Genomic DNA, 22,251 nt, shown 5'->3' with positions numbered 1-22,251 from the left:
CCCGCTCAAGCTCAGTAGTTCTGCCACTCGTGCCGCGCGTATTCGAGCACTACGGGATCCATCAGGGTGCTCGCACGGACGTCCTGGGGGCGGCGGTCCACCGGAAAGACGGTGGCGGCCTTCAGTACGGCGTCGTCCAGGAACCGCAGCCGAGGGGCGTCCTCGGCCAGGCGCACCGTCTGCGGCGGCCCGTCCGTGCCAGGGGCGGCGAGGACGAATCCCCAGTTGCCGAAGCTGGGGACGTCGACCTGGTACTCGGTGGTGCGGTAGCCGGCCTCGTCGATCGTTTTGGCGATGGACCAGTAGGACTTGGGGGCGAAGAACGGAGACCCGCCCTGTACCACGACCCGGCTTTCGGGATTCAGGACGTGCCCGAGCAGGTGGTAGAACTCGACGCTGTAGAGCTTGGCCAGTGCGGCGGTGTCCGGGTCCGGAAAATCGATGATGACCGCGTCATGGCGCTGGGTGGCGTCCCGCAGCCAGTTGAAGGCGTCGGCGTGGACGACGTTGACACGCCGGTCGCCGAACGCGTCGTCGTTGAGGTCGGCCAACGGACCGAAGGTACGGGCGAGTCGCGTCATGGCCGGGTCGAGGTCGACCAGCGTGACCTCTTCGACGTCGTCGTAGCGCAGCACCTCCCGCAGGGCGAGCCCGTCGCCGCCGCCCAGGATCAGCACGGAGGAGCGCTTCCCCGACAGCGCGGGATGCACGAGGGCCTCGTGGTAGCGGTACTCGTCGACGGAGGAGAACTGCAGGTCGCCGTTGAGGAACAACCGGGTGTCGGGAGTGCCGGTGAACGCGGTGGACTGGGTGATGACGATGTCCTGGTACGCCGTGGTCTCGGCGTGGATGATCGGATCCCGGTAGAGCTGCTGACGCGCCGTCACCTCGATGTCGTCCGCCAGGACGTAGACCGTGCCCAGTACGGCGAGTACGGCGCCCGCCCCGGTCAGCAGCGCGATACGCACGGCGCGCCGGGTCTCCCGGCGGAAGATCCACAGGACGACGACGACACCGGCCACGGCGTTGACCGCTCCCACCACCAGCACGCCCTTGAGCTGTCCGAAGGTCGGCAGGAGCAGCAGCGGGAAGCACAGGCCGCCGACCAGCGCGCCGACGTAGTCCGCGGCGAACATGTCGGCGACCGCGCTGCCCGCCTGCTGCCGCCTGATCCTTTGAAGCAGCGTCATCAGCAGCGGAATCTCCGCCCCGATGAGGAGGCCGACGGCGAACGACACCACCACCATGGCCGGCATGTAGATCCGCAGCCAGGCGAACAACACGTACAGCACGAGCACCGACAGGCCGCCGACGAGCGCCAGCGCCCCCTCCAGGAGAGCGAAGGCGCCGACCGCGCGCCGCTGCATCGGCTTGGCGGCCAGGGAACCGATGCCCATGGCGAAGACCATGACGGAGATGACCACGGAGGTCTGGGTCACGGAGTTGCCGATGAGGTAACTGCCCAGCGCGGTCAGCGCCAGCTCGTAGACCAGTCCGCAGGCGGCGCAGACGAACACCGCGAGCAGGAGCAGGAAACGCGCCGCCCGCGAGTGGGTCGCGGGCGGGGGTGTGACGGCCGGGTCGGTGCGGTCCAGGGTGGTGGTACTCACGTCGGTGCGGTTCAGGAGACGGCGGCGCCGACCATGAAGGCCGTGCCGATGTATATGGCCGCCTGCACCCAGGCGGCGGGATGGGGACGACCGTCCTGGTCGTCGAGGACGGAGTGGCCGAGGCGGCCGGGGGTCAGCAGTCCGACGACGCAGGCGATCAGGGTCATCACGACGACTCCGGCCAGGCCGTACAGCAGCGTGCTGAACAGGCCGTATTCGAGACCCTGTTCGGACTCGCTGGCCCGGATGGCCTGGTCGATGACCAGGCCGATGGCGAGCGTCTGGCCGGCGAGGAGGACGGCCGCGCCGCGGTTGCGCTCCGTCCACACCACGTGGATCAGCTTGCCGGGGGTGACGAGGTCGAGGGCGATGAACCCGACCGTCATCACCACGAAGCCGACCAGGCCGTAGAGCAGGGCGGTGCCTGCCGACTCGAAGATCTCTGCCACGGGGGTGCCTTTCGGGGACGTCGTCGAGGACTTCGGTGGGTGTACTGCGGGTGGGTGTACTGCGGGTGGGTGTACTGCGAGTGGGTCACTTGCCGGCGCCGGGGCCTCCGCCGCGGAACGATTCGCTGTCCGGATCCGGCCACACGGACTGCAGGTGCGGCCTCCAGCGGCGGTAGCCGGTCCGGTAGTCGTCGATCTCGATCCGGCTGCCGCCCTGGAGCGGGCTGACCGCGACGATGTCGTCCCGGTAGCGGAGGAAGACCATATCGCCGCTGGTGGTGCGGTCCTGGGCCGAGGTGCGCCCGTGGATCTCGTCCGCGACCGTGGACACCGGGTCCGTCCTGTCCACGTAGCCCACGCCGCTGGACCGGTATTCCTTGCGGATCCAGCTCGACGGTACGGCGTTGCCGCCGGAGTCGTCGGAGCAGGCGGCGAGCGCCGCCGTGGCGAGGAACAGGACGCTGATGCGTCGAGCGGTCTTCATCGGATCTCCAGCCGGGTGTGCGTCGCCACGATCGTGCGGCTCTGCGGATAGGTGTGCCAGGTACGCCAGCCCAGTTCCGTGCCGCGCCGATCGACGATCAGTGCGGTGACCGCTTCCGGCGAACCGGGGAAGATCCCGCACAGGGCCCGGGGGTGTGCGTCCGCCTGACCGCGTATCCCCACCACCCGCGTACTGAACTCGGCCGCGGGGAAGCGTCGGACGCGGGCGTCGAAGCGGTAGTGCCAGCCGTCGAACTCGTGGTCCACCGCGTCCGGCAGGCCGCCCTCGACGCCGGGCAGGCAGGCCACGGTCTCCCGGACCGGGCCCGCGAAGACCTGATGGGAGGCGCCCAGGAGTCTGAGCTGCATGTCGATCCCACCGACCGTCAGATCCCTTACAGCGAGTGCGTCGTAGCCGGGACGGTCGAGCGCGAAAGAGAGCTGGTCGGCGTCGGTGTCGAGATACGGTGTGGCGAGTGCTATGCCGTTCATCCGGCACAGGCCTGGCAACTCATCCGCGCCCCCAGAAAGGAGCGCGCGACCGCGGCTTCAACGATGGTTCCCCCGACTCCAAATCCTGCAGATCGACGCCGAGTATGGCACAGGCGCCAGGAGCGGTATCGCGGGGGACAGGCCCCCCGGGGCCTGCTTGCATGCTGGGCGGGCGGCGCACGAGGAGGGCCCGCCCGCTTACAGTAACGTGCTGGCATGTCCACGCCTCCTCCGCCGCAGAACCCCTACGCGCAGCAGCCGCCTTTTCCGCCTCACAACCCGTACACGCAGCAGCCTCCTGCGCCAGGGCCGTACGTCCAGCAGCCGCCCGCGCCCCAGGGACCGTACTTAGCGGCTTTCCGGAGGCCAGGTTCCAACTGACGCTGCCCAAGACGCTGGTCGACGGCCGCTTCGAGCTCGCCCAGGACCTCTCCGACTCCGAGGGGCAGAAGGTCGAGGACGAGGCGGACGGCGCCCGGGACGCGAAGATCAGCGACGCCGTGGTCGGTCAGTACAGCCTGGGCGGCGATCAGACCCAGGGCGTGCTGGTGCTCTCCGGCATGTACGGCCGGTTCAAGAACACGGACGAGGCTCGCGCCGGCATGTTGAAGGGTGCCGCAGAAGCTGACGGCGTGACCGTGGCCGTGGGGCCGAAGGACTTCACACAGGACGGCTCACCCACGGTCAGCTGCCAAGTACTCAGCCAGGAGAGGCTCGGTGCGACCATGACGTACCCCATGTGTGCCTGGACCGACGGCAACACGGGAGCCACGGTTGCCCAGATGACCGCCGAGACGGCCACGCAGGATCCCTCGGACGTGAAGCTCGAGTTCTACGCGAGGCTCACGCTCCAGATCCGCTCCGAGACGGTGAAGCCGATCAACTAGCCGCTCTTCACCGGCCCTGCCTCGCCACGGACTCCGCAAGGCTTTTCACGGTGGTCGCGGAGCCCGCTTCCGCGGCACTCGAACAGCGCCCGACGCGGCGGCCTCGAGGAGGCGGCGGAACGTGGAGCATTCCATGTGGGTCGGCGCGGGACAGGCCGCGGCGTGCCGCAAGGAGTCGCGCAGGACGCTCAGTTCGCGGATCCTGCCCTCCAGTTCCTCCGCCTTGGCCGCAAGCAGCCGCCGGTCGATGCGCGGCCGTCCGTCGGGCGCGAACATGCGCGCGATCTCATCGAGCGAGAACCCGGCGGTGCGCCCCAACGCGATCAACGCCAGGCGCTCCAGTACGCCGGGATCGTACTGACGGCGCAGGCCCCGCCTGCCGATCGAGGCGATCAGTCCCTTTTCCTCGTAGAACCGCAGCGTCGAGGCGGGAATCCCGGCGCGGTGTGCCACTTCGGCGATGTCCAGCTCTGTCATCCTTGACCTCAAGTCGACTTGAAGTAGCACGCTGTCATCTCCGCCCGGTGCAGGCAAGCGACAGGAGACGAGCATGGACGGCACGCGCAAGACCGATGGCTCACAGGCGTCCCGTTGGAACGGGCCCGCCGGCCATACCTGGGTCGAGGCTCAGACACTGTTGGACGAGATGCTCAGGCCCTTCGAAGACCTGCTCGTCGAAGCGGTAATGGCCGAACACCCAGGCCACGTGCTCGATGTCGGCTGCGGCACCGGCAGCACGACGCTGGCCGTCGCACGACGGCTCGGTCCGGCAGAGCAGTGCGTCGGCATCGACATTTCCGAACCGATGATCACCGCCGCCCGGGCGCGCGCCGAGCGCGAGGGCGCACGGGCGTCCTTCATCCGTGCCGACGCGCAGGATCACGCGTTCGAACCCGCCACCTTCGACGCCATCATTTCCCGCTTCGGCGTGATGTTCTTCAACGACTCCGTCCAGGCCTTCGCGAATCTGCGGCGTGCCGCGAGGGACGAGGCCAGGCTCTGCTGCATCACTTGGCGCAGTCCCGCGGAGAATCCGTTCATGACGACGGCCGAACGCGCCGCGGCACCGTTCCTGCCGGACCTTCCCACGAGCCGACCGGAGGAGCCGGGGCGGTTCGCCTTCGCGGACTCGGGCAGGGTCCACCGCATCCTCGCGGAGAGCGGGTGGACCGGCATCGACATCCGGCCGATCGACGTGCCCTGCACCCTGCCCGAGCGGGAGCTGGTCCGCTACTTCACCCGGTTCGGTCCACTCGGCTTGATCCTCGACCAGGCGGACGAGAAGACCCGCGCCCAGGTCGTCGAAACGGTCCGCGCCGCGTTCGACCCCTATGTGCAGGGCACGGAAGTCCGCTTCACCGCGGCCTGCTGGATGGTCGGCGCCCGAGCCCAGTCCGTATCGGCCGCGAAACTTTCGTGAATCCGGCACCCCTTTCCTGGGCGCGGGCGACTGGCACATAGTGCTGATTCGAAGCGATGCTCCGGGGCGGCGGCGGCCCCATGAAAGGACAACATGACGCGGAAGAAAGCGCTGGTGGTCCGAGGCGGATGGGAGGGACACCAGCCGGTCGAGGCCACGGAGCTGTTCCTGCCCTTCCTCCGAAGCAAGGGATACGACGTTCGGGTCGAGGAGTCGACCGACGTCTACGCCGACGCCGCCGAGATGGCCGGCACCGACCTCGTCGTGCAGTGCGTCACGATGTCGGAGATCTCCCCTGAGCAGTTGGTGGGACTGAGCTCGGCGGTCGTGGCCGGCACCGGCTTCACCGGTTGGCACGGCGGCATCGCCGACTCGTTCCGCGCCTCGTCCGACTATCTCCACCTGGTGGGAGGCCAGTTCGCGACCCATCCGGGCAAGGAACCGTGCGAGCGCCGGGGTGAGGCGGGGGACAACTACCTGCCGCACACCATCGACATCACCGAGCTCGGCCGCGAGCACCCCATCACCGCGGGCATCGAGGCCTTCGAGCTGGACACCGAGCAGTACTGGGTGCTCCACGACGACCTCATCGATGTCCTGGCCACCACCACCCATCCCGCCCGGCCGTGGCAGCCCTGGCACCGGCCGGTCGGCTCGCCGGCGGTCTGGACCCGTCAGTGGGGCGCCGGGCGCATCGTGGTGACGACGCCGGGGCACAGCCTCGACGTGCTCGAGAACCCCAACGTCCGCACCATCATCGAAAGGGGCATGCTGTGGGCGACGCGCACCGCATCGGCGTCGTAGGTCTCGGCGTCATCTCCCGCGCGTACCTGGACACGCTCCTGGGCCATCCCGCCGTGCGCGTCACCGCGGTCGCCGACCTCGACGCCTCCCGGTCGGCCGCGGTCGCCGCCGAGCTGCCCGGCGTCGAGGCACTGACCGTCGAGGAGTTGCTGAGCAGCCCGGACGTGGACACGGTGCTGAACCTCACCGTCCCCGCGGCCCACGCCGAGATCGCCCTCGCCGCCATCGGCCAGGGCAAGAACGTCTACGGAGAGAAGCCGCTGGCCGCCGACCTCCTGGACGCCCACGCCGTCATGGAGGCCGCCGCTCAGGCAGCGGTCGGTGTGGGGTGCGCGCCGGACACCGTCCTGGGCACCGGAATCCAGACGGCGCGGGCGGCTGTGGAGGCGGAGAGCATCGGACGTCCCTTGTTCGCCTCGGCCGTGATGGTGACCCCGGGGCACGAACGCTGGCATCCCCACCCCGACTTCTACTACACCACCGGGGGTGGCCCCCTGCTGGACATGGGGCCGTACTACCTCGCGTCCCTGGTCCACCTGCTGGGGCCGGTGCGTGCCGTGATCGGGGCGTCCAGCCGCCTGCGCGCCGAGCGCGTCATCGGGTCCGGCCCGCGCGCGGGTGAGCGGATACCGGTCGAGGTGGCCAGTCATGTCTCCGGTGTGCTCGAGCACGTGGGCGGGGCCCTGACAACGATCACGACGAGCTTCGACGGCGTGGCCACCACAGCCGCGCCGATCGAGGTCCACGGCGAGACGGGGACGCTCACGGTGCCGGATCCGAACGGCTTCGACGGCGAGGTGCGGCTCTGCGAGCTCGGCGACACACAGTGGCGCACGCTCTCGCCGTCGGCGGGCTACGTCGGCGGTGCACGGGGTCTCGGGCTGCTCGACTTCATCGCCGCCGACGGGCAGCGGGCGCCTCGCGCGAACGGCGATCTCGCCCTGCACGTGCTGGAGACGATGAGCGCCCTGCTGCGTTCGTCGGCGGAGGGGCGGCGCATCGAGCTGACGACGTCGGCGGAGCCGCCCGTTCTCGTTCCGCTGACGGCGGCCGAGGAGTGGAGAGGGCAGGCCACCCGCCGACTCGCCGCGCAGTGAACCGGCAGGCGGGATCTGGCTCCAGGACGCCGTACTGCCGCAACCGCGAACCGCACGGTGACGGGCGCGCGAGCAGGTCCGTTTCGCCTGTCAGTCCACGGGCCACGTGTGCGTGGGCGCGTTCATGTGCATGTAGTCCATGTACGTCATGGTCATCTGCCGCAGTGCCTCCCGCCGGTCGGAGGTGACGGCCTTCTGCAGATGGTGGACCGTCTCAGCCTGCCACAGGGCGCCGTTGCGGGCGGTGACGCAGCGCTGCTCGATGATCCCCAGCAGGGGTTCGCGCCACGCCGCGTCCATGCCGGCCAGCTCGAGGCCCTGGTGGGCCAGGGGCAACAGGCGCCGCAACACCAGTTCCGTGACCGGCACTTCGCCCGTGCCGGGCCAGTACAGGCGGGCGTCGATGCCGTCTCGGGCCGCGGTGTGCAGGTTCTCCTCGGCGACCGAGAAGGACATCCGCGTCCAGACCGGGCGGTCCTCGTCGACCAGGGCACGGGTCAGGCCGTAGTAGAGGGCGCCGTTGGCGATGATGTCGGCCACGGTGGGGCCGGCAGGCAGGACCCGGTTCTCGATGCGCAGATGCGGCAGGCCGTCGGTGACGGCGTAGACGGGGCGGTTCCACCGGTAGATCGTGCCGTTGTGCAGCGTCAGTTCCCCGAGTTGGGGAACGCCGCCGCGGTCGAGCGCCTCCTGCGGGTCCTCGTCGTCGCACAGCGGCAGCAGCGCCGGGAAGTAGCGCACGTTCTCCTCGAAGAGGTCGAAGACGCTGGTGATCCACCGTTCTCCGAACCACACCCGGGGGCGTACTCCCTGGGCCTTGATCTCCTGGGGGCGGGTGTCCGTGGCCTGCTCGAACAGGGGGATGCGGGTCTCGCGCCACAACTCCCTGCCGAAGAGGAAGGGCGAGTTCGCCGCCAGGGCCACCTGCACACCCGCGATGGCCTGGGCGGCGTTCCAGTAGTCCGCGAACTGCTTCGGGTCGACCTGCAGGTGGAACTGGGTGCTGGTGCAGGCGGCCTCGGGCGTGATGGCGTCGGCGTACATCGCCAGGCGCTCCACGCCGTCCACCCTGATCCGCAGGTCCTCACCCCGCGCCGCGAAGATCTGCTCGTTGAGCAGCCGGTACCGCGGATCACCGGACAGGGCGGACTCCCCCACGTCCGCCTCCCCCAGCGTCGGCAGAATACCGACCATGATCAGGTGCGCGCCCACGGCCGAGGCGCGTTCCTCGGCGTGGTTGAGCGCGTCACGGATCTCCTGCTCCCAGTCGCCGGGGCCGCCGGCCGTCAGCCGCCGCGGCGGGAGGTTGATCTCCAGGTTGAAGCGGCCCAGCTCGGTCGACCAGGCGGGGGCGGCGATCGCCTGGAGTACCTCGGTGTTCCGCATCGCCGGCAACCCGTCGTCGTCCACCAGGTTGAGCTCGATCTCCAGCCCGACCTGGGGGCGCTCGCTCTCGAAGCCCGACTCGCGCAGCATCTGCGCCAGCACATCGAGGCAGGTGTGCATCTTGTCCCGGTACCGACGGCGGTCCTCCCGTGTGAACACCAGGGCCGGCACGTCACGTCCCATCGTGCCCTCCCGAGTCCCCTCGGCGGATGCCTCTCGTCCCAGCGTCGCACCTCGGGCGGGTCCCGGACAGTCAACGGCCCGCCGCGCTACCGGAAGGGCGGTAACCCACTTGTCGCCGCCCACGGCACCCACCTAGCCTGACTTTGTGCCGCTAATAAACAAAGTCCGAACGCACAACGCCGTGCCGGGCACCCCCCTCACCCGGCTCCGCATCGCCCTCACCGTCTTCTTCGCCCTCGACGGCTTCATCTTCGCCGGCTGGGTCGTCCGCATCCCCGCCATCAAGGAACAGACAGGCGCCTCCGCCGGCGCCCTCGGCCTCGCCCTCCTCGGCGTCTCCGCCGGAGCCGTCATCACCATGACGCTCACCGGCCGCCTCTGCCGCCGCTACGGCACCCACCAGGTCACCGTCGTCTGCGCCGTCCTGCTCTCCCTCAGCATCGCCCTGCCTCCGCTCACCCACTCGCCCGTCGCACTCGGCGCCGTGCTGCTGCTCTTCGGCGCCGCCTACGGCGGGATAAATGTCGCCTTCAACAGCGCCGCCGTCGACTTGGTGAGGGCCCTGCAACGCCCCATCATGCCCAGCTTCCACGCCGCCTTCAGCCTCGGCGGCATGATCGGCGCCGGCCTCGGCGGGCTCGTCGCCGGAGCGCTGTCCCCCGCCCAACACCTGCTCGGTCTCACCGCGACCGGGCTTCTCGTCACCGCCTTCACGGGCCGCACCCTGCTGCGCATCCAGCCCCCGGCACCACCCGAGAGCGCACCGCACGAGCAGTCCGCGCCACGACGTCTGGACACCCGCACGCGTGGTCTGGTGATCACCTTCGGTCTGATCGCCCTGTGCACGGCGTACGGCGAGGGAGCCCTGGCCGACTGGAGCGCCCTGCACCTGGAGCAGGATCTGCACGCCACACCGGGCGTCGCGGCGGTCGGCTATTCCTGTTTCGCGCTCGCGATGACCATCGGCCGGCTGACCGGCACGAGGCTGCTCGAACGCCTCGGCCAGACCCGCACGCTGGTGTCCGGCGGCACGACCGCCGCGGTCGGCATGCTGCTCGGCGCGCTCGCGCCGTCCCTGTGGGCGGCGTTCCTCGGCTTCGTGATCACCGGGCTGGGGCTCGCCAACCTCTTTCCCGTCGCCGTCGAACGCGCCGGCGCGCTGGCCGGTCCCGACGGAGTCGCGATCGCGTCCACGCTCGGCTACGGCGGCATGCTCCTGGGCCCGCCCGCCATCGGGTTCATGGCGGACTGGTTCTCCCTTCCCCCCGCCCTCCTCAGTGTGGCGACACTGGCCGCGTCGGCCGCGGCCATCGCCTTCGTGACCCGACGTGCGGCAGCGGGCTGACACGACCTGGCTCGACCACCGAAATCACTTCCCTTGGACCGCACTCCATCCGGCACACTCCCCCCATGGACACTGCCGAGTACGTATCGATCCTGGCCCGGGAGGGCCGGTCGCTGGCCGCGGCCGCCGAGGAGGCCGGGACCGGGGCCAAGGTGCCGACCTGCCCGGACTGGCAGGTGCGGGACCTGTTGCGGCACACGGGGATGGTGCACCGCTGGGCGGCGGCGTTCGTCGCCGAGGGACACACCTCCTACCACCCGGACGCGGGCCTGCCCGACCTCGACGGCGCCGAGTTGCTCGCCTGGTTCCGGGAGGGGCACGGGCAGCTCGTCGAGACCCTGCGCTCCGCCTCGCCCGACGTCCAGTGCTGGCACTTCCTGCCCGCGCCGTCGCCGCTCGCGTTCTGGGCCCGGCGGCAGGCGCACGAGACGACCGTGCACCGGTTCGACGCGGAGTCGGCGAGGGGCGGCCAACCCAGCGACATCAGCGGCGACTTCGCCGCGGACGGCATCGACGAGCTGCTGTGCGGCTTCCACGCCCGCCCCAAGAGCAGGGTCCGCAGCGAGCAGCCCCGGGTGCTGCGGGTGCGGGCGACGGACACGGACGGCGCGGTGTGGACCGTACGACTGTCGCAGGAGCCGCCCGTGACCGAGCGCGGCGACGCCTCGGAGGCGGACTGCGAGGTGGCCGGGCCCGTCGCGCGGGTGTACCTGTCGTTGTGGAACCGGCTACCGTTCCCGAGTGTGACCGGGGACGACTCGGTGGCCGAGCTGTGGCGCGAGAAGTCCGCCGTGACCTAGGGCCCGGCTCAGCCCGAGGCGAGCGTCCTCGTCAGCACGGCGCGCTGCACCGGCAGTACGTCGCCGTGCAGCGCGCGCCCCTTCGCCGTGAGCGCGACGCGGACGCCCCTGCGGTCCTCCGCGCACATGGCGCGTTCGACGAGTCCGTCCTTCTCCAGCCGGGCGATCAGCCGCGAGAGCGCGCTCTGGCTGAGGTGGACGCGCTCGGAGATCTCCTGGACGCGGTAGGAACACACGCCGTCCGGCCGTGGTTCGGAGAGGACGTCGAGTACCTCGAAGTCGCTGGCGCACAGGCCGTGTCGGTGCAGTGCGCGGTCGAGTTCGCACTGGGTGCGCGCGTGCAGCGCCAGGATCTCCCGCCACTGATCCACGAGCGTCTGCTCGGCCTTCTTCGCCGCCATGAGGCGCACCGTAGCAGAGAAACGGTTTTGTTGCATCGGAATTAAATGCATTTGCATCAGATGCAGGCGCATGTAGTGTCTGCGGCATGACCTCTCCGCTCACCACCCCCGCGGCCCCGTCCCCGGCGGTTCGCTGGACGCCCCGGCTGTGGGGCACCCTGCTGGTGCTGTGCGCCGCGATGTTCCTGGACGCGCTGGACGTGTCGATGGTCGGCGTCGCCCTGCCGTCCATCGGCGCCGACCTCGGCCTGTCCACCTCGACCCTGCAATGGATCGTCAGCGGCTACATCCTGGGCTACGGCGGCCTGTTGCTCCTCGGCGGACGCACCGCCGACCTGCTGGGCCGACGCCAGGTCTTCCTGATCGCCCTGGGCGTCTTCGCAGTCGCCTCGCTGCTCGGCGGACTCGTCGACTCCGGCCCGCTGCTGATCGCCAGCCGCTTCATCAAGGGCCTGAGCGCGGCCTTCACCGCCCCCGCCGGCCTGTCGATCATCACGACGACCTTCCCGGAGGGCCCGCTGCGCAACCGCGCCCTCTCCATCTACACCACCTGCGCGGCCACCGGCTTCTCGATGGGCCTGGTGCTGTCCGGCCTGCTCACCGAGGCCAGCTGGCGCCTGACCATGCTGCTGCCCGCACCCATCGCCCTGATCGCCCTGGTCGCGGGTCTGAAGCTGCTGCCGCGCAGCGCCCGCGAGAAGGACCACAACGGCTACGACATCCCCGGCGCCGTCCTCGGCACCGCCTCGATGCTGCTGCTGGTCTTCACCGTCGTACAGGCCCCGGAAGTGGGCTGGGCCTCGGCCCGCACGCTGCTGTCCTTCCTCGCGGTCGCCGTGCTCCTCACCGTGTTCGTCCTGGTCGAGCGGCGCTCTCCGGGCCCGCTGGTCCGGCTCGGCGTGCTGCGCTCCGGCATCCAGATCCGCGCCCAGCTCGGCGCGATGCTCTTCTTCGGCTCGTATGTCAGCTTCCAGTTCCTGGTCACGCTGTACATGCAGTCCCTGCTCGGCTGGTCGGCGCTGCACACCGCGCTCGCCTTCCTGCCCGCGGGCGCGCTGGTGGCGCTGTCCGCGACGAAGATGGGCTCGATCGTCGACCGGTTCGGCACCCAGCGGCTGCTCCCGGTGGGTTTCGGCCTGATGGTCATCGGGTACGCCCTGTTCCTGCAGGTCGACCTCGACCCCGTGTACGCCGCCGTGATCCTGCCGTCGATGCTGCTCATCGGCGCGGCCTGCGCGCTGGTCTTCCCGTCGCTCAACATCCAGGCCACCAACGGCGTCGACGACCACGAGCAGGGCATGGTCTCCGGGCTGCTCAACACCTCGGTCCAGGTCGGCGGGGCGATCTTCCTGGCGATCGTGACGGCGGTGGTGACCGCGGGCGCTCCCGAGACCGCCACCCCGCAGGCCGTCCTGGACAGCTACCGGCCCGGACTGATCGTGGTGACGGGCATCGCCGTTGCCGGGCTGCTGATCACCCTCACGGGTCTGCGCAGCGGCCGTCGTCCGCAGCGGTCCGTCGTCGTCGCCCAGTCCACTATGAAGGAGACAGAGACGGAGACGGAGCGCGTGCCCGTACGCGACTAGGGGGACCGCCTCCCACACGGTGCGCCCGGCGGAGCCGCTTGCTCCGTCGGGCGCACGTTTGTGAGACTGCCGGGATGACGGGCTACGGGGGACGGCGCAGTCAGGCAGAGCGGGACGCGATCACCGTGGAGATCGGATACGCGCTGTGCAGTGCGCTGTTCGCGGCGGCGGTCGTGTTCGGGGCGGTCGCCGGTCCGGCGCTGCTCTTCGAATTGCCGGACACCCTGGCGGTGGTGCTGCTCCGCACGGGTCTCGTCCTCGCCCCCGTCCTCTTCTTCGCCCGGGTGGTCAGCGTCCTGATCCGTTTCCGGCGGACGGCTCAGCCCAGCCAGCCCGGCCGGACCAGCCCCGACTCGTAGGCCAGGACGACGAGTTGGGCGCGGTCCCGGGCGCCCAGTTTGACCATCGTGCGGCTGACGTGGGTCTTCGCGGTGAGCGGGCTGACCACCAGACGGCGGGCGATCTCCTCGTTGGACAGGCCGATGCCGACCAGGGCCATCACCTCCCGTTCCCGCTCGGTGAGTGCGGCGAGCGCGTCGGCGGCCGCGGGCTCCTTGGAGCGGGCGGCGAACTCCGAGATCAGCCGGCGGGTCACACCGGGTGACAGCAGCGCGTCGCCGCCGACCACCGCCCGCACGGCGCGCAGGAGTTCCTCCGGCTCGGTGTCCTTGACCAGGAAGCCGGAGGCGCCCGAGCGGATCGCCTCGAAGACGTACTCGTCGAGTTCGAAGGTGGTGAGCATGACCACCTTCACCTCCGCCAGCCCGGAGTCCTCGGTGATCCGCCGCGTCGCGGCCAGACCGTCCAGCAGCGGCATGCGGATGTCCATCAGCACGACATCGGGACGCAGTTCGCGCACCTTGCGCAGCGCCTCCTCGCCGTCGGAGGCCTCCCCCGCCACCTCGATGTCCGGCTGCGCGTCGAGCAGCGCCCGGAAGCCGGCCCGCACCAGTGACTGGTCGTCGGCGAGCAGTACACGGATCACCGGTCGTCCTCCTTGGGCTTCACCTTCAGCGGCAGCACGGCCAGCACCCGGAACCCTCCGTCGGCACGCGGGCCCGCCTCGATCGTGCCACCCAGTGCGGCGGCCCGCTCCCGCATTCCGGCCAGACCGTTGCCGCTGCCGCCCGCGTCGGCGCCGGTAGCGGGTCCGTCGTCGTCGATACGCAGCCGTAGCGTCGTCCCGTCGCCGTGATCGAGGTGCACGCGCGCGTGCCGCGAACCGGAATGCCGTACGACGTTGGTGAGCGCCTCCTGGACGATGCGGAAGGCCGCGAGGTCCGTCCCGGGTGGCAGGCGGGGCGGCTTCCCCTCCACCTCGACCGTGAGGCCCGCGCCCGCCGCCTGCTCCACGAGTTCGGGCAGCCGGTCGAGGCCGGGCGCCGGCGCGCGCGGCGCGTCACCGGGGGTGCGCAGCGTGTCGAGGACCTGGCGGACCTCGCCCAGCGCCTCCTTGCTGGCGGCCTTGATGGTGGTGAGCGCCGTGCGCGCCTGCTCGGGGTCGGTGTCGAGGAGGGCGAGGCCGACACCGGCCTGCACGTTGATCACCGAGATGCTGTGCGCGAGAACGTCGTGCAGCTCGCGTGCGATGCGCAGCCGCTCCTCGTCGGCGCGCCGCCGAGCGGCCTGCGCCCGCTCGGCCCGCTCACGCGCCCACTGCTCGCGCCGGGTGCGGGCCAGCTCCGACACCGCGAGGATCGCCACCATCCAGGTGGCGACGACGACCTCCTGCCCCCAGGAGGCGGCGTCGTCCCCGGACGGCGGCAGCCACCGGTACAGCCAGTGGGCCACCAGGACGTGCCCGGCCCAGAGCATCCCCAGCGCCGCCCAGGCCGCCCTGCGGTGCCCCGCGACGATGGCGCTGAAGCAGCTCAGGGCCACGGTGAGGAAGATCGGTCCGTACGGGTATCCGGCGCCCCGGTAGAGCATGGCGGCCGCCGCCGTGCCGAACACCACGAGCACCGGATACCGCAGTCGCCACAGCAGCAGCACGCCCGCCACGAGCAGCAGCATGCGCGCGAAGGGGTCGAGAGCGGCCTTCTCGCCGACCTGCTGCTCGGCCGCGTAGTTCGAGCCGGCGAGCACGAAGACCGTGAGCAGCGCGGTGGACCGCCAGGGCCACCGCGGACGCTGCTCCTCCGTGTCCCCGGTGGCCCAGCGGTTCCACCACGGCGGCCCGTGCCGCCACCAGTGAGGCGGGCCCCCGCGTACGCGCTGCTCGTCCATGTCAGCCACGCTAGACGCCGACGGCCCCCGGCGGCGTCAGCCGAGCGCGGTGATCAGACGTACTCCCCGCGAAGTACGTCGCCCTCAGGGGGACACCAGACCCACACCGTGGGCGAGTTGGGCCGCCGCATGCCGGAAGAACGTCGTCCGGTCCGCCACGACCCGGTTGAACTGGCCGAACAGCTCGAATCCGATCAGCCCGTACAGCTGGGCCCAGGCCGCGACGAGTGCCGTGACCGTCTCGGGTGGGAGGTCGGGGGCGAGGTCGGCGGCCATCCGTTCGGCCTCGGGGCGCAGGTCGGCCGGCAGTGGAGGCTTGGCCAGGCCGGGCCCCTGGTGGGCGTCGCGCAGGATGCCGATGAGGAGGAGGCCGACGCGGGAGGCGGCCGGGACGGTGGTCCTGGGGGCGGCGTAGCCGGGGACCGGCGATCCGTAGATCAGGGCGTATTCGTGGGGGTGCTCGAGGGCCCAGCCGCGTACGGCTTCGCACACCGCGCTCCAGCGCTGGGAGTGTCCGGCCTCGACGACTGCTTCGTGCGCCGCCTCGGCGCTCTGGCCGAGGGAGTCGTAGGCGTCGATGATGAGGGCGGTCAGCAGGTCGTCGCGGCTGGGGAAGTAGCGGTACAGCGCGGAGGAGACCATGCCGAGCTCACGGGCCACGGCGCGCAGCGAGAGCTTGGCGGCGCCGTCCGCGGCGAGTTGTCTGCGTGCCTCGTCCTTGATGGCGGCGGTGACCTCGATCCTGGCCCGGGCACGGGCGCCGTGCGTGGTGTTGCTGCTCATGCGGACCAGTGTCCCACGAAGCGAGAGCACTGCACACAGATCAGATCGGCGCACATAAAAGAGAGCACTGCTCTTGCTTTGGGTCACCGACCTCGTCCACAATGTTCCTGGGCGAGAGCAGTGCTCACAAAAAAGAGCGGCGCTCTTTCAGATGCTCTTTCACACGCAGGGGGTCCCCATGTCCACGCACGTCCAGAAGCCCGGTTGGTTCACGGTCCACGTTCTCAACCGCGCGGTGGCCTGGATGACCCGCCGCGGCATCAGCGTCTGGGGCTCGCGGGTCCTGGCGGTCCGCGGCCGCAAGAGCGGCGAGTGGCGGACCACCCCCGTGAACCTGCTGACCGTCGACGGACAGCAGTATCTGGTCGCCCCGCGCGGCCACGTCCAGTGGACGCACAACATGCGCGCGGCCGGCGGCGGCGAGCTGCGCCTCGGCAAGAACGCGGAGGTTTTCACCGCGACCGAGGTGGCCGACGACGACAAGGTTCCGCTCCTGCGCGCCTACCTCAAGCGCTGGAAGGCCGAGGTCGGCGTCTTCTTCAAGGGAGTCGGTCCCGACTCCCCCGACGCCGACCTGCGCCGCATCGCCCCCGACCACCCGGTCTTCCGGGTCGAGGTCACGAGCTGACCTCACCGCCCGATGTACCCGAGGCGTCCGCGGCACCCGCAGCGCTCGCGGCCCGGCGGTTGTCCAGCGCGGTCAGGGCACGCTGGGCGATGGGTCGGGTGCGGACGAGCTCACCCAGCGAGGTGGCGCCGCGCGTGATGTCCATGAACGCCTTCCAGGCGGGGCGGAGGCCCGTCAGCGCCGCGTGGAAGAGGCCGGGGCGCCGCTCGAACAACGCGAGCATGCTCTTGCCGACGCCCATCTCGACGCCCAGCCCCGCCTTGATCGCGAAGGCGTAGTTGAGAGCCTGACGCCGGGCATCCACGGCGTCGTGCGCCTCCGCGATCCGTACCGCCCACTCCCCCGCGAGCCGCCCCGAGCGCAGCGCGAACGAGATGCCCTCGCGGGTCCACGGCTCAAGAAGCCCCGCCGCGTCTCCGCAGACGAGAACCCGCCCGCGCGACAGCGGCGAGTCGTCGGCACGGCAGCGGGTCAAGTGGCCCGAGGAGATGCTCGGTTCGAAGCCCGCGAGGCCGAGCCGGGCGACGAAGTCCTCCAAGTACCGCTTGGTCGCGGCGCCTTCGCCACGCGCCGAGATCACCCCGACGGTCAGCGTGTCGCCCTTCGGGAACACCCAGCCGTAGCTCCCGGGCATCGGGCCCCAGTCGATGAGCACCCGCCCCTTCCAGTCCTCGGCGACCGTCTCCGGCACCGGGATCTCCGCCTCCAGGCCGAGATCCACCTGGTCGAGCTTGACGCCGACGTGCGCTCCTATGCGGCTGGCGCTGCCGTCGGCGCCGACGACCGCCCGCGCGAGCAGCGTCTCGCCGCCCTGCAGGACGACCGCGACCGTGCGCCGGTCCGGCACGGACGATCCGTGCTGCTCGACCCGTTGGACGGTGACGCCCGTACGCAGCTGCGCCCCGGCCTTCTGCGCGTGCTCGACCAGCTGCTGGTCGAACTCGGGCCGGTTGATCAGGCCGAACAGCATCTGCCTGGAGCGGCGAGTGCGGGTGAAGCGGCCGTTGTGCGAGAAGGTGACCGCGTGCACCCGGTCGCGGAACGGCAGCTCGAAGCCGGGTGGCAGGGAGTCGCGCGACGGGCCGATGATGCCGCCGCCGCACGTCTTGTAGCGCGGCAGCTCCGCCTTCTCCAGCACCAGCACACGCCGTCCCGCGACCGCCGCCGCGTAGGCGGCCGAAGCCCCCGCGGGTCCCGCGCCCACCACGACGACGTCCCACACCCGCTGCACGTCGTCGTCCGCCGAAGAGTTCTCGCTGCTCACGATGGTCTACTGCTCCCGATCAAGCCGCTGCCGCACCTGTCTCCCGCATCCTACGGCGGACGTCGCCCCAGGCCACTGGGCGGACCGCCGTCCCGAACCGCTGTGGCAGGATCGGCGGCACTCATCGGTACAACGTCGCACCCACAAGGAGCGTGCCCATGTCGTCGCATCCGGTCGCCGAGACCGTCGCCTCGCTGATGCCCAGGGCGAAGGCGGAGCTCACCGAGCTGGTGGCCTTCAAGTCGGTGGCGGACTTCGACCAGTTCCCCAGGAGCGAGAGCGAGGGCGCCGCCCGCTGGGTCGCCGACGCGCTGCGCGCCGAGGGCTTCGAGGACGTGGCCCTGCTCGACACCCCCGACGGCACGCAGTCCGTGTACGGCTACCTGGCCGGCCCCGAGGGTGCGAGGACGGTCCTGCTCTACGCCCACTACGACGTGCAGCCGCCGCTGGACGAGACCGCGTGGGCCACCCCGCCCTTCGAACTGACCGAGCGGGACGGCCGCTGGTACGGGCGCGGGGCCGCCGACTGCAAGGGCGGCGTGCTCATGCACCTGCTGGCCCTGCGTGCGCTGAGGGCGAACGGCGGCGTCCCGGTCCACGTCAAGGTCATCGCCGAGGGTTCGGAGGAGATGGGCACCGGCGGCCTGGAGCGGTACGCCGAGGAGCACCCCGACCTGCTGGAGGCCGACACCATCGTCATCGGCGACGCGGGCAACTTCCGTGTGGGTCTGCCGACGGTCACCGCCACGCTGCGCGGCATGACCCTGGTCCGCGTGCGGATCGACACGCTCGCGGGCAACCTGCACTCCGGCCAGTTCGGCGGCGCCGCCCCCGACGCGCTGGCCGCGCTCATCCGCGTACTGGACTCGCTGCGCGCCGAGGACGGTTCGACGACCGTCGACGGGCTCACTCCCGAGACGCGGTGGGACGGACTGCGGTACGACGAGGAGCAGTTCCGCAAGGACGCCAAGGTCCTGGACGGCGTGCGGCTGATCGGTGACGGCACGGTCGCCGACCGCATCTGGGCGCGCCCGGCCGTCACGGTGCTCGGCATCGACTGCCCGCCGGTCGTCGGCGCCACCCCGTCCGTGCAGGCGAGCGCCCGTGCGCTGGTCAGCCTGCGGGTGCCGCCGGGCGTGGACGCGGCGGAGGCGACCAAGCTGCTGCAGGCCCACCTGGAGACGCACACGCCATGGGGCGCCCGGGTGCGCACCGAGCAGATCGGCCAGGGGCAGCCCTTCAGCGCGGACACGACCAGCCCGGCGTACGCGGCGATGGCAGAGGCGATGGCGGTCGCCTACCCGGGCCAGGAGATGCAGTACGCCGGCCAGGGCGGCTCCATCCCGCTGTGCAACACCCTCGCCGCCCTCTACCCGCGCGCGGAGATCCTGCTCATAGGCCTGAGCGAGCCGGAAGCCCAGATCCACGCGGTCAACGAGAGCGTGTCCCCCGAGGAGCTGGAGCGGCTCTCGGTGGCGGAGGCGCTGTTCCTGCGCAACTACGCGGCGAGCTGACGGCTCTGCCGAGAGCAGAGGGCCCTCGTCACCCGGCGGGGGTCCTCTTACGGTCGTCCCATGGACGTCATCGAGCTCCTCCCGCGCCTGCAGCTCCTGCGCTTCCCGGTCGGTCAGGCCTACCTCTGGCGCGACGGCGACGAGTTGACCTTGATCGATGCCGGTCCGCCGGGCTCCGGTGCGGCAGTCGACGCTCTCGCGGGCACGCTCGGGCGCATACGGCGGATCGTGCTCACCCACTTCCACTGGGACCACGTCGGCGGGGCGGGCGAGTTGGCCGCGGCGACCGGCGCCGAGGTGCTGGCCCACCACCTGGACGCACCGGTCGTACGAGGTGAAGTCCCCGGCCCACCACCGGTGTTCGAGGACTGGGAGCGCCCTCTCCACGCGGAGGCCTTACGGCACCTGCCTCAGGGCGATTTCGTGCGGCCGCCGAAGGTCACCGAACTGTCCGACGGGGAGGTGCTCGACTTCGGCGGCGAAGCTCACGTCCTCCACATCCCCGGGCACACGCACGGCAGTATCGCTGTCCACCTCCCGGAGTACGGCGTGCTGTTCACCGGGGACGCCGTCGCCGCCTCCCCGGTCGACGGGGCCGTGATGCTCGGGGTGTTGAACCTCGACCGCGCCCAAGCGGTGGCCTCCTTCCACCGGCTGGCGGCGCTGGATGCGGACCTGGCCTGTTTCGGCCACGGCGATCCGGTGATCGGCGGGGCCTCGGCGGCACTTCGGAGATCGGCGGACACGTACGGCCCTGATCACTGAGGATGGGCTCATGCCCAGTGACGCACGCATCGGCCGCCACACCGACGTCGCCACCGCCCTCTCCCTCCTCAGCGACCGGGAACTCGCGGACCTGGTGGCATCGGGCACGCCGAACGGCTCGGGGATCGGCGGACGTTCGACGCTGATCGAGGTCGACGGCGTCCGGGTCTTCGTGAAACGTGTATCGCTCACCGACACCGAACTGCTGCCCGAGCACGTCCGCTCCACCGCCAACGTCTTCGGCCTGCCGCCCTTCTTCCACTACGGCATCGGGCTCGTCGCCAGCCCCGGCCTCGGCGCCTGGCGGGAACTCGCCGCGCACACGATGACCACGAACTGGGTGCTCGCCGACCGGTTCGCCGGCTTCCCGCTGATGCACCACTGGCGGGTCCTGCCGGACACCCCGCGCCCTCTCCCGGACGAACTGGCCGACGTGGAACGGGCCGTCGCCTACTGGGGCGGCACCCCGCAGGTCCGCGAGCGCATCGAGGCCCGGCGGACGGCGTCCGCGAGCCTGACACTGTTCCTGGAGTACATCCCGCACACCCTCCACGACTGGCTCGAAACCCGCCTCGAAGCCGGTGACGCGGACGCCGCCGTCCCCCTGGTCGAACAGGGACTGGAGGACGTCGTCTCCTTTCTGCATGAGCACGAACTGCTGCACCTCGACGCCCACTTCAAGAACATCCTCACCGATGGCAGGCAGCTCTACCTCACCGACTACGGCCTCTCCCTCTCCACGCACTACCGCCTGACGTCCGAGGAACGCGACTTCGTCGACCGGCACCGCGGCTACGATCGCGCCTACACCCGCTCGTACCTGGTCGTCTGGCTCGTCACCGACCTGTACGGGTACTGGGGGCAGGAGCGGGACGCCTTCATCCGCGCGTGCGCCGACGGTGCGCTGCCGGAGGGGATTCCCAAGGCCGCCGCCGACGTCATCGCGCGGCACGCCCAAGCGGCCACCGTGATGGGCGAGTTCAATCGGCGGTTCCAGGAAGAGAGCAGGCTTACGCCGTACCCGCCGAAGTCTCCTCACGCCCCGTGACCGCCGGGTCGAGGACGATGTCCTCGTCGCGCGCCTCGATCGTCGGTTCCTCGGGAAAGTGACAGGCCGTCAAGTGCCCTTCGTTGTTGCCCGTCAGGCGGACCAGGGGCGGTTCCTCGGCCGCGCACTTGTCCTGGGCCTTCCAGCAGCGGGTACGGAAGCGGCAGCCGGACGGCGGGTCGACCGGGGAGGGCACGTCGCCCGCCAGGCGGATGCGTTCGCGCCGCCGGGTGCCGTCCGGGTCGGCCTCGGGGACGGCGGACAGCAGTGCGTGCGTGTAGGGGTGCCGGGGTCGGGTGTAGAGCGCCTGCCGGTCGGCGACCTCGACGATCTTCCCGAGGTACATCACCGCGACACGCTCGCAGAAGTGACGGACGACGGCGAGGTCGTGGGCGATGAAGACGAACGCGATGCCGAACTCCCGCTGGAGGTCCTGCAGCAGGTTGACGATCTGGGCCTGGATGGACACGTCCAGCGCGGAGACCGGTTCGTCGGCCACGATGAGCTTCGGCCTGAGGGCGAGGGCCCGGGCGATGCCGATGCGCTGCCGCTGACCGCCGGAGAACTCGTTCGGGTAGCGGTTGTAGTGCTCGGGGTTGAGGCCCACCGTCTCCAGCAGTTCCTGGGCCCGCCGCTTGTGGCCCTGCGGCGGGTTGATGCCGTTGAGCTTCATCGGCGTCTCGACGATGGTGCCGACGGTGTGCCGGGGGTTCAACGACGAGTACGGGTCCTGGAAGATCATCTGGAGGTTCCGGCGCGCCTCCTTCATCCTGGCTTCGGGCCTGTGGGTGATGTCCTCGCCGTCGAACACGACGGTGCCGGCCGTGGGTTCCAGTAGCCGGGTGACCAGGCGGCCCGTGGTCGACTTGCCGCACCCGGACTCGCCGACCAGGCCCAGCGAGCGCCCCGCGCCGACCGTGAAGTCGATGCCGTCGACGGCGTGCACGGCGCCGATCTGCCGCTGGAACACGATGCCCTGCCGGAGGGGGAAGTGCTTCGCGAGGCCGCTGACCTCCAGCAGCGACTCCGTGGTGGGCGCGGCCTGCGATGCGGGAAGGTGCTCGGTGGTGCTCACGGCAT

24 protein-coding genes are annotated in these 22,251 nt (G+C 70.8%); 12 read left to right on the top strand and 12 right to left on the bottom strand.

The genetic code is table 11. The features are described from left to right. Nucleotides 1–11 precede the first annotated feature (11 nt). From Q4V64_RS48905 to Q4V64_RS48890, 4 genes are all read right to left on the bottom strand, one after another. The gene (locus tag Q4V64_RS48905) at nt 12–1,610 is read right to left on the bottom strand and encodes a polyamine aminopropyltransferase (RefSeq protein ID WP_124444537.1); all 1,599 of its coding nucleotides are present in this window, start codon (nt 1,608–1,610) and stop codon (nt 12–14) included. Between the two features lie 11 nt (nt 1,611–1,621). Further along, on the bottom strand, nt 1,622–2,059 hold the full coding sequence (locus Q4V64_RS48900) for a DUF350 domain-containing protein (RefSeq protein ID WP_124444536.1): 438 nt from the start codon (nt 2,057–2,059) through the stop codon (nt 1,622–1,624). An 85-nt stretch (nt 2,060–2,144) separates the two neighbouring features. After that, nucleotides 2,145–2,543: a DUF4247 domain-containing protein gene (locus Q4V64_RS48895; protein WP_124444535.1), complete on the bottom strand. Its 399-nt coding sequence runs from the start codon at nt 2,541–2,543 to the stop codon at nt 2,145–2,147. After that, nucleotides 2,540–3,034, bottom strand: coding sequence for a DUF2617 family protein (locus Q4V64_RS48890; protein ID WP_124444534.1), 495 nt, complete (start codon nt 3,032–3,034; stop codon nt 2,540–2,542). Before Q4V64_RS48890 ends, Q4V64_RS48895 begins: the two co-directional genes overlap by 4 nt. A 161-nt stretch (nt 3,035–3,195) precedes the next feature. On the opposite strand from Q4V64_RS48890, the gene Q4V64_RS48885 reads away from it, so the two are divergent. After that, the gene (locus Q4V64_RS48885) at nt 3,196–3,921 is read left to right on the top strand and encodes a hypothetical protein (protein WP_301184597.1); all 726 of its coding nucleotides are present in this window, start codon (nt 3,196–3,198) and stop codon (nt 3,919–3,921) included. A gap of 45 nt (nt 3,922–3,966) precedes the next feature. On the opposite strand, the gene Q4V64_RS48880 is transcribed toward Q4V64_RS48885, so the two are convergent. Continuing rightward, complete coding sequence (locus tag Q4V64_RS48880) at nt 3,967–4,398, bottom strand: helix-turn-helix domain-containing protein (protein ID WP_124444533.1); 432 nt, start codon at nt 4,396–4,398, stop codon at nt 3,967–3,969. Nucleotides 4,399–4,471: 73 nt separating this feature from the next. On the opposite strand from Q4V64_RS48880, the gene Q4V64_RS48875 reads away from it, so the two are divergent. From Q4V64_RS48875 to Q4V64_RS48865, 3 genes are all read left to right on the top strand, one after another. Then, nucleotides 4,472–5,341 (top strand): class I SAM-dependent methyltransferase, encoded by an 870-nt coding sequence (locus Q4V64_RS48875; RefSeq protein WP_124444532.1) that lies wholly within the window; start codon nt 4,472–4,474, stop codon nt 5,339–5,341. Nucleotides 5,342–5,434: 93 nt separating this feature from the next. Further along, nucleotides 5,435–6,145 carry a ThuA domain-containing protein gene (locus Q4V64_RS48870; protein WP_124444531.1) on the top strand — a complete coding sequence of 237 codons (711 nt, stop codon included), beginning with the start codon at nt 5,435–5,437 and terminating at the stop codon, nt 6,143–6,145. Then, a complete protein-coding gene (locus Q4V64_RS48865) occupies nt 6,115–7,242 on the top strand; it encodes a Gfo/Idh/MocA family oxidoreductase (RefSeq protein ID WP_124444530.1) in 1,128 nt (375 codons plus the stop codon). Before Q4V64_RS48870 ends, Q4V64_RS48865 begins: the two co-directional genes overlap by 31 nt. A 90-nt stretch (nt 7,243–7,332) precedes the next feature. On the opposite strand, the gene Q4V64_RS48860 is transcribed toward Q4V64_RS48865, so the two are convergent. After that, nucleotides 7,333–8,811, bottom strand: a complete 1,479-nt coding sequence (locus tag Q4V64_RS48860) for a glutamate-cysteine ligase family protein (protein ID WP_124444529.1) — start codon at nt 8,809–8,811, stop codon at nt 7,333–7,335. Between the two features lie 181 nt (nt 8,812–8,992). Here Q4V64_RS48860 and Q4V64_RS48855 point away from each other — a divergent pair, with 181 nt between their 5' ends. Together Q4V64_RS48855 and Q4V64_RS48850 are read left to right on the top strand one after the other, a co-directional pair. After that, complete coding sequence (locus tag Q4V64_RS48855; protein WP_124444528.1) at nt 8,993–10,156, top strand: MFS transporter; 1,164 nt, start codon at nt 8,993–8,995, stop codon at nt 10,154–10,156. 65 nt (nt 10,157–10,221) lie between these two features. Further along, complete coding sequence (locus tag Q4V64_RS48850) at nt 10,222–10,956, top strand: maleylpyruvate isomerase family mycothiol-dependent enzyme (protein ID WP_124444527.1); 735 nt, start codon at nt 10,222–10,224, stop codon at nt 10,954–10,956. An 8-nt stretch (nt 10,957–10,964) separates the two neighbouring features. Here the strand turns inward: Q4V64_RS48850 and Q4V64_RS48845 are convergent, their stop codons facing one another. Beyond that, complete coding sequence (locus Q4V64_RS48845) at nt 10,965–11,357, bottom strand: MarR family transcriptional regulator (RefSeq protein WP_124444526.1); 393 nt, start codon at nt 11,355–11,357, stop codon at nt 10,965–10,967. A gap of 86 nt (nt 11,358–11,443) precedes the next feature. Here Q4V64_RS48845 and Q4V64_RS48840 point away from each other — a divergent pair, with 86 nt between their 5' ends. Then, complete coding sequence (locus Q4V64_RS48840; protein ID WP_124444525.1) at nt 11,444–12,943, top strand: MFS transporter; 1,500 nt, start codon at nt 11,444–11,446, stop codon at nt 12,941–12,943. Between the two features lie 74 nt (nt 12,944–13,017). Next, nucleotides 13,018–13,302: a DUF6332 family protein gene (locus Q4V64_RS48835; RefSeq protein WP_124444524.1), complete on the top strand. Its 285-nt coding sequence runs from the start codon at nt 13,018–13,020 to the stop codon at nt 13,300–13,302. On the opposite strand, the gene Q4V64_RS48830 is transcribed toward Q4V64_RS48835, so the two are convergent. The 3 genes from Q4V64_RS48830 to Q4V64_RS48820 all read right to left on the bottom strand — a co-directional run bounded on the left by Q4V64_RS48830 (nt 13,263) and on the right by Q4V64_RS48820 (nt 15,952). After that, nucleotides 13,263–13,928 (bottom strand): response regulator transcription factor, encoded by a 666-nt coding sequence (locus Q4V64_RS48830; RefSeq protein ID WP_124444523.1) that lies wholly within the window; start codon nt 13,926–13,928, stop codon nt 13,263–13,265. The two genes, Q4V64_RS48835 and Q4V64_RS48830, sit on opposite strands and share 40 nt — an antisense overlap. Then, nucleotides 13,925–15,169, bottom strand: coding sequence for a sensor histidine kinase (locus Q4V64_RS48825; RefSeq protein WP_124444522.1), 1,245 nt, complete (start codon nt 15,167–15,169; stop codon nt 13,925–13,927). The genes Q4V64_RS48830 and Q4V64_RS48825 overlap by 4 nt, the downstream gene beginning before the upstream one ends. A gap of 84 nt (nt 15,170–15,253) precedes the next feature. Next, nucleotides 15,254–15,952 (bottom strand): TetR/AcrR family transcriptional regulator, encoded by a 699-nt coding sequence (locus tag Q4V64_RS48820; RefSeq protein WP_124444521.1) that lies wholly within the window; start codon nt 15,950–15,952, stop codon nt 15,254–15,256. 178 nt (nt 15,953–16,130) lie between these two features. Here Q4V64_RS48820 and Q4V64_RS48815 point away from each other — a divergent pair, with 178 nt between their 5' ends. Beyond that, on the top strand, nt 16,131–16,580 hold the full coding sequence (locus tag Q4V64_RS48815) for a nitroreductase family deazaflavin-dependent oxidoreductase (RefSeq protein WP_124444520.1): 450 nt from the start codon (nt 16,131–16,133) through the stop codon (nt 16,578–16,580). On the opposite strand, the gene Q4V64_RS48810 is transcribed toward Q4V64_RS48815, so the two are convergent. Next, nucleotides 16,570–17,844: a geranylgeranyl reductase family protein gene (locus tag Q4V64_RS48810; protein WP_124444519.1), complete on the bottom strand. Its 1,275-nt coding sequence runs from the start codon at nt 17,842–17,844 to the stop codon at nt 16,570–16,572. The genes Q4V64_RS48815 and Q4V64_RS48810 overlap by 11 nt on opposite strands. A 158-nt stretch (nt 17,845–18,002) precedes the next feature. Between Q4V64_RS48810 and Q4V64_RS48805 the strand changes: the two genes are divergently transcribed. Genes Q4V64_RS48805 through Q4V64_RS48795 form a run of 3 tightly spaced genes read left to right on the top strand, consistent with a single transcriptional unit; the run spans nt 18,003 to nt 21,171 of the window. Then, nucleotides 18,003–19,358: a dipeptidase gene (locus tag Q4V64_RS48805; RefSeq protein WP_124444518.1), complete on the top strand. Its 1,356-nt coding sequence runs from the start codon at nt 18,003–18,005 to the stop codon at nt 19,356–19,358. 60 nt (nt 19,359–19,418) lie between these two features. Next, nucleotides 19,419–20,123 (top strand): MBL fold metallo-hydrolase, encoded by a 705-nt coding sequence (locus tag Q4V64_RS48800; RefSeq protein WP_124444517.1) that lies wholly within the window; start codon nt 19,419–19,421, stop codon nt 20,121–20,123. A 10-nt stretch (nt 20,124–20,133) separates the two neighbouring features. Beyond that, a complete protein-coding gene (locus Q4V64_RS48795) occupies nt 20,134–21,171 on the top strand; it encodes a protein kinase family protein (RefSeq protein WP_124444516.1) in 1,038 nt (345 codons plus the stop codon). On the opposite strand, the gene Q4V64_RS48790 is transcribed toward Q4V64_RS48795, so the two are convergent. Next, nucleotides 21,134–22,246 carry a dipeptide ABC transporter ATP-binding protein gene (locus tag Q4V64_RS48790; RefSeq protein WP_253267387.1) on the bottom strand — a complete coding sequence of 371 codons (1,113 nt, stop codon included), beginning with the start codon at nt 22,244–22,246 and terminating at the stop codon, nt 21,134–21,136. The two genes, Q4V64_RS48795 and Q4V64_RS48790, sit on opposite strands and share 38 nt — an antisense overlap. Nucleotides 22,247–22,251 lie beyond the last annotated feature (5 nt).

Origin of the sequence: Streptomyces sp. NL15-2K, assembly GCF_030551255.1 — a bacterium.
GTDB lineage: Bacteria > Actinomycetota > Actinomycetes > Streptomycetales > Streptomycetaceae > Streptomyces.
Note: the sequence above shows the minus strand (reverse complement) of the source record. Positions and strands in the feature narration are given on the sequence as shown.

Excerpts from the sequence above, each read along its gene's own strand:
- Q4V64_RS48875 (WP_124444532.1), top strand. The coding sequence starts at position 4,472 with ATGGACGGCACGCGCAAGACCGATGGCTCACAGGCGTCCCGTTGGAAC.
- Q4V64_RS48805 (WP_124444518.1), top strand. The coding sequence starts at position 18,003 with ATGTCGTCGCATCCGGTCGCCGAGACCGTCGCCTCGCTGATGCCCAGG.
- Q4V64_RS48880 (WP_124444533.1), bottom strand. The coding sequence starts at position 4,398 with ATGACAGAGCTGGACATCGCCGAAGTGGCACACCGCGCCGGGATTCCC.
- Q4V64_RS48885 (WP_301184597.1), top strand. The coding sequence starts at position 3,196 with ATGCTGGGCGGGCGGCGCACGAGGAGGGCCCGCCCGCTTACAGTAACG.
- Q4V64_RS48820 (WP_124444521.1), bottom strand. The coding sequence starts at position 15,952 with ATGAGCAGCAACACCACGCACGGCGCCCGTGCCCGGGCCAGGATCGAG.
- Q4V64_RS48890 (WP_124444534.1), bottom strand. The coding sequence starts at position 3,034 with ATGAACGGCATAGCACTCGCCACACCGTATCTCGACACCGACGCCGAC.
- Q4V64_RS48840 (WP_124444525.1), top strand. The coding sequence starts at position 11,444 with ATGACCTCTCCGCTCACCACCCCCGCGGCCCCGTCCCCGGCGGTTCGC.
- Q4V64_RS48795 (WP_124444516.1), top strand. The coding sequence starts at position 20,134 with ATGCCCAGTGACGCACGCATCGGCCGCCACACCGACGTCGCCACCGCC.
- Q4V64_RS48825 (WP_124444522.1), bottom strand. The coding sequence starts at position 15,169 with ATGGACGAGCAGCGCGTACGCGGGGGCCCGCCTCACTGGTGGCGGCAC.
- Q4V64_RS48800 (WP_124444517.1), top strand. The coding sequence starts at position 19,419 with ATGGACGTCATCGAGCTCCTCCCGCGCCTGCAGCTCCTGCGCTTCCCG.
- Q4V64_RS48815 (WP_124444520.1), top strand. The coding sequence starts at position 16,131 with ATGTCCACGCACGTCCAGAAGCCCGGTTGGTTCACGGTCCACGTTCTC.
- Q4V64_RS48835 (WP_124444524.1), top strand. The coding sequence starts at position 13,018 with ATGACGGGCTACGGGGGACGGCGCAGTCAGGCAGAGCGGGACGCGATC.
- Q4V64_RS48845 (WP_124444526.1), bottom strand. The coding sequence starts at position 11,357 with ATGGCGGCGAAGAAGGCCGAGCAGACGCTCGTGGATCAGTGGCGGGAG.
- Q4V64_RS48850 (WP_124444527.1), top strand. The coding sequence starts at position 10,222 with ATGGACACTGCCGAGTACGTATCGATCCTGGCCCGGGAGGGCCGGTCG.
- Q4V64_RS48870 (WP_124444531.1), top strand. The coding sequence starts at position 5,435 with ATGACGCGGAAGAAAGCGCTGGTGGTCCGAGGCGGATGGGAGGGACAC.
- Q4V64_RS48895 (WP_124444535.1), bottom strand. The coding sequence starts at position 2,543 with ATGAAGACCGCTCGACGCATCAGCGTCCTGTTCCTCGCCACGGCGGCG.
- Q4V64_RS48860 (WP_124444529.1), bottom strand. The coding sequence starts at position 8,811 with ATGGGACGTGACGTGCCGGCCCTGGTGTTCACACGGGAGGACCGCCGT.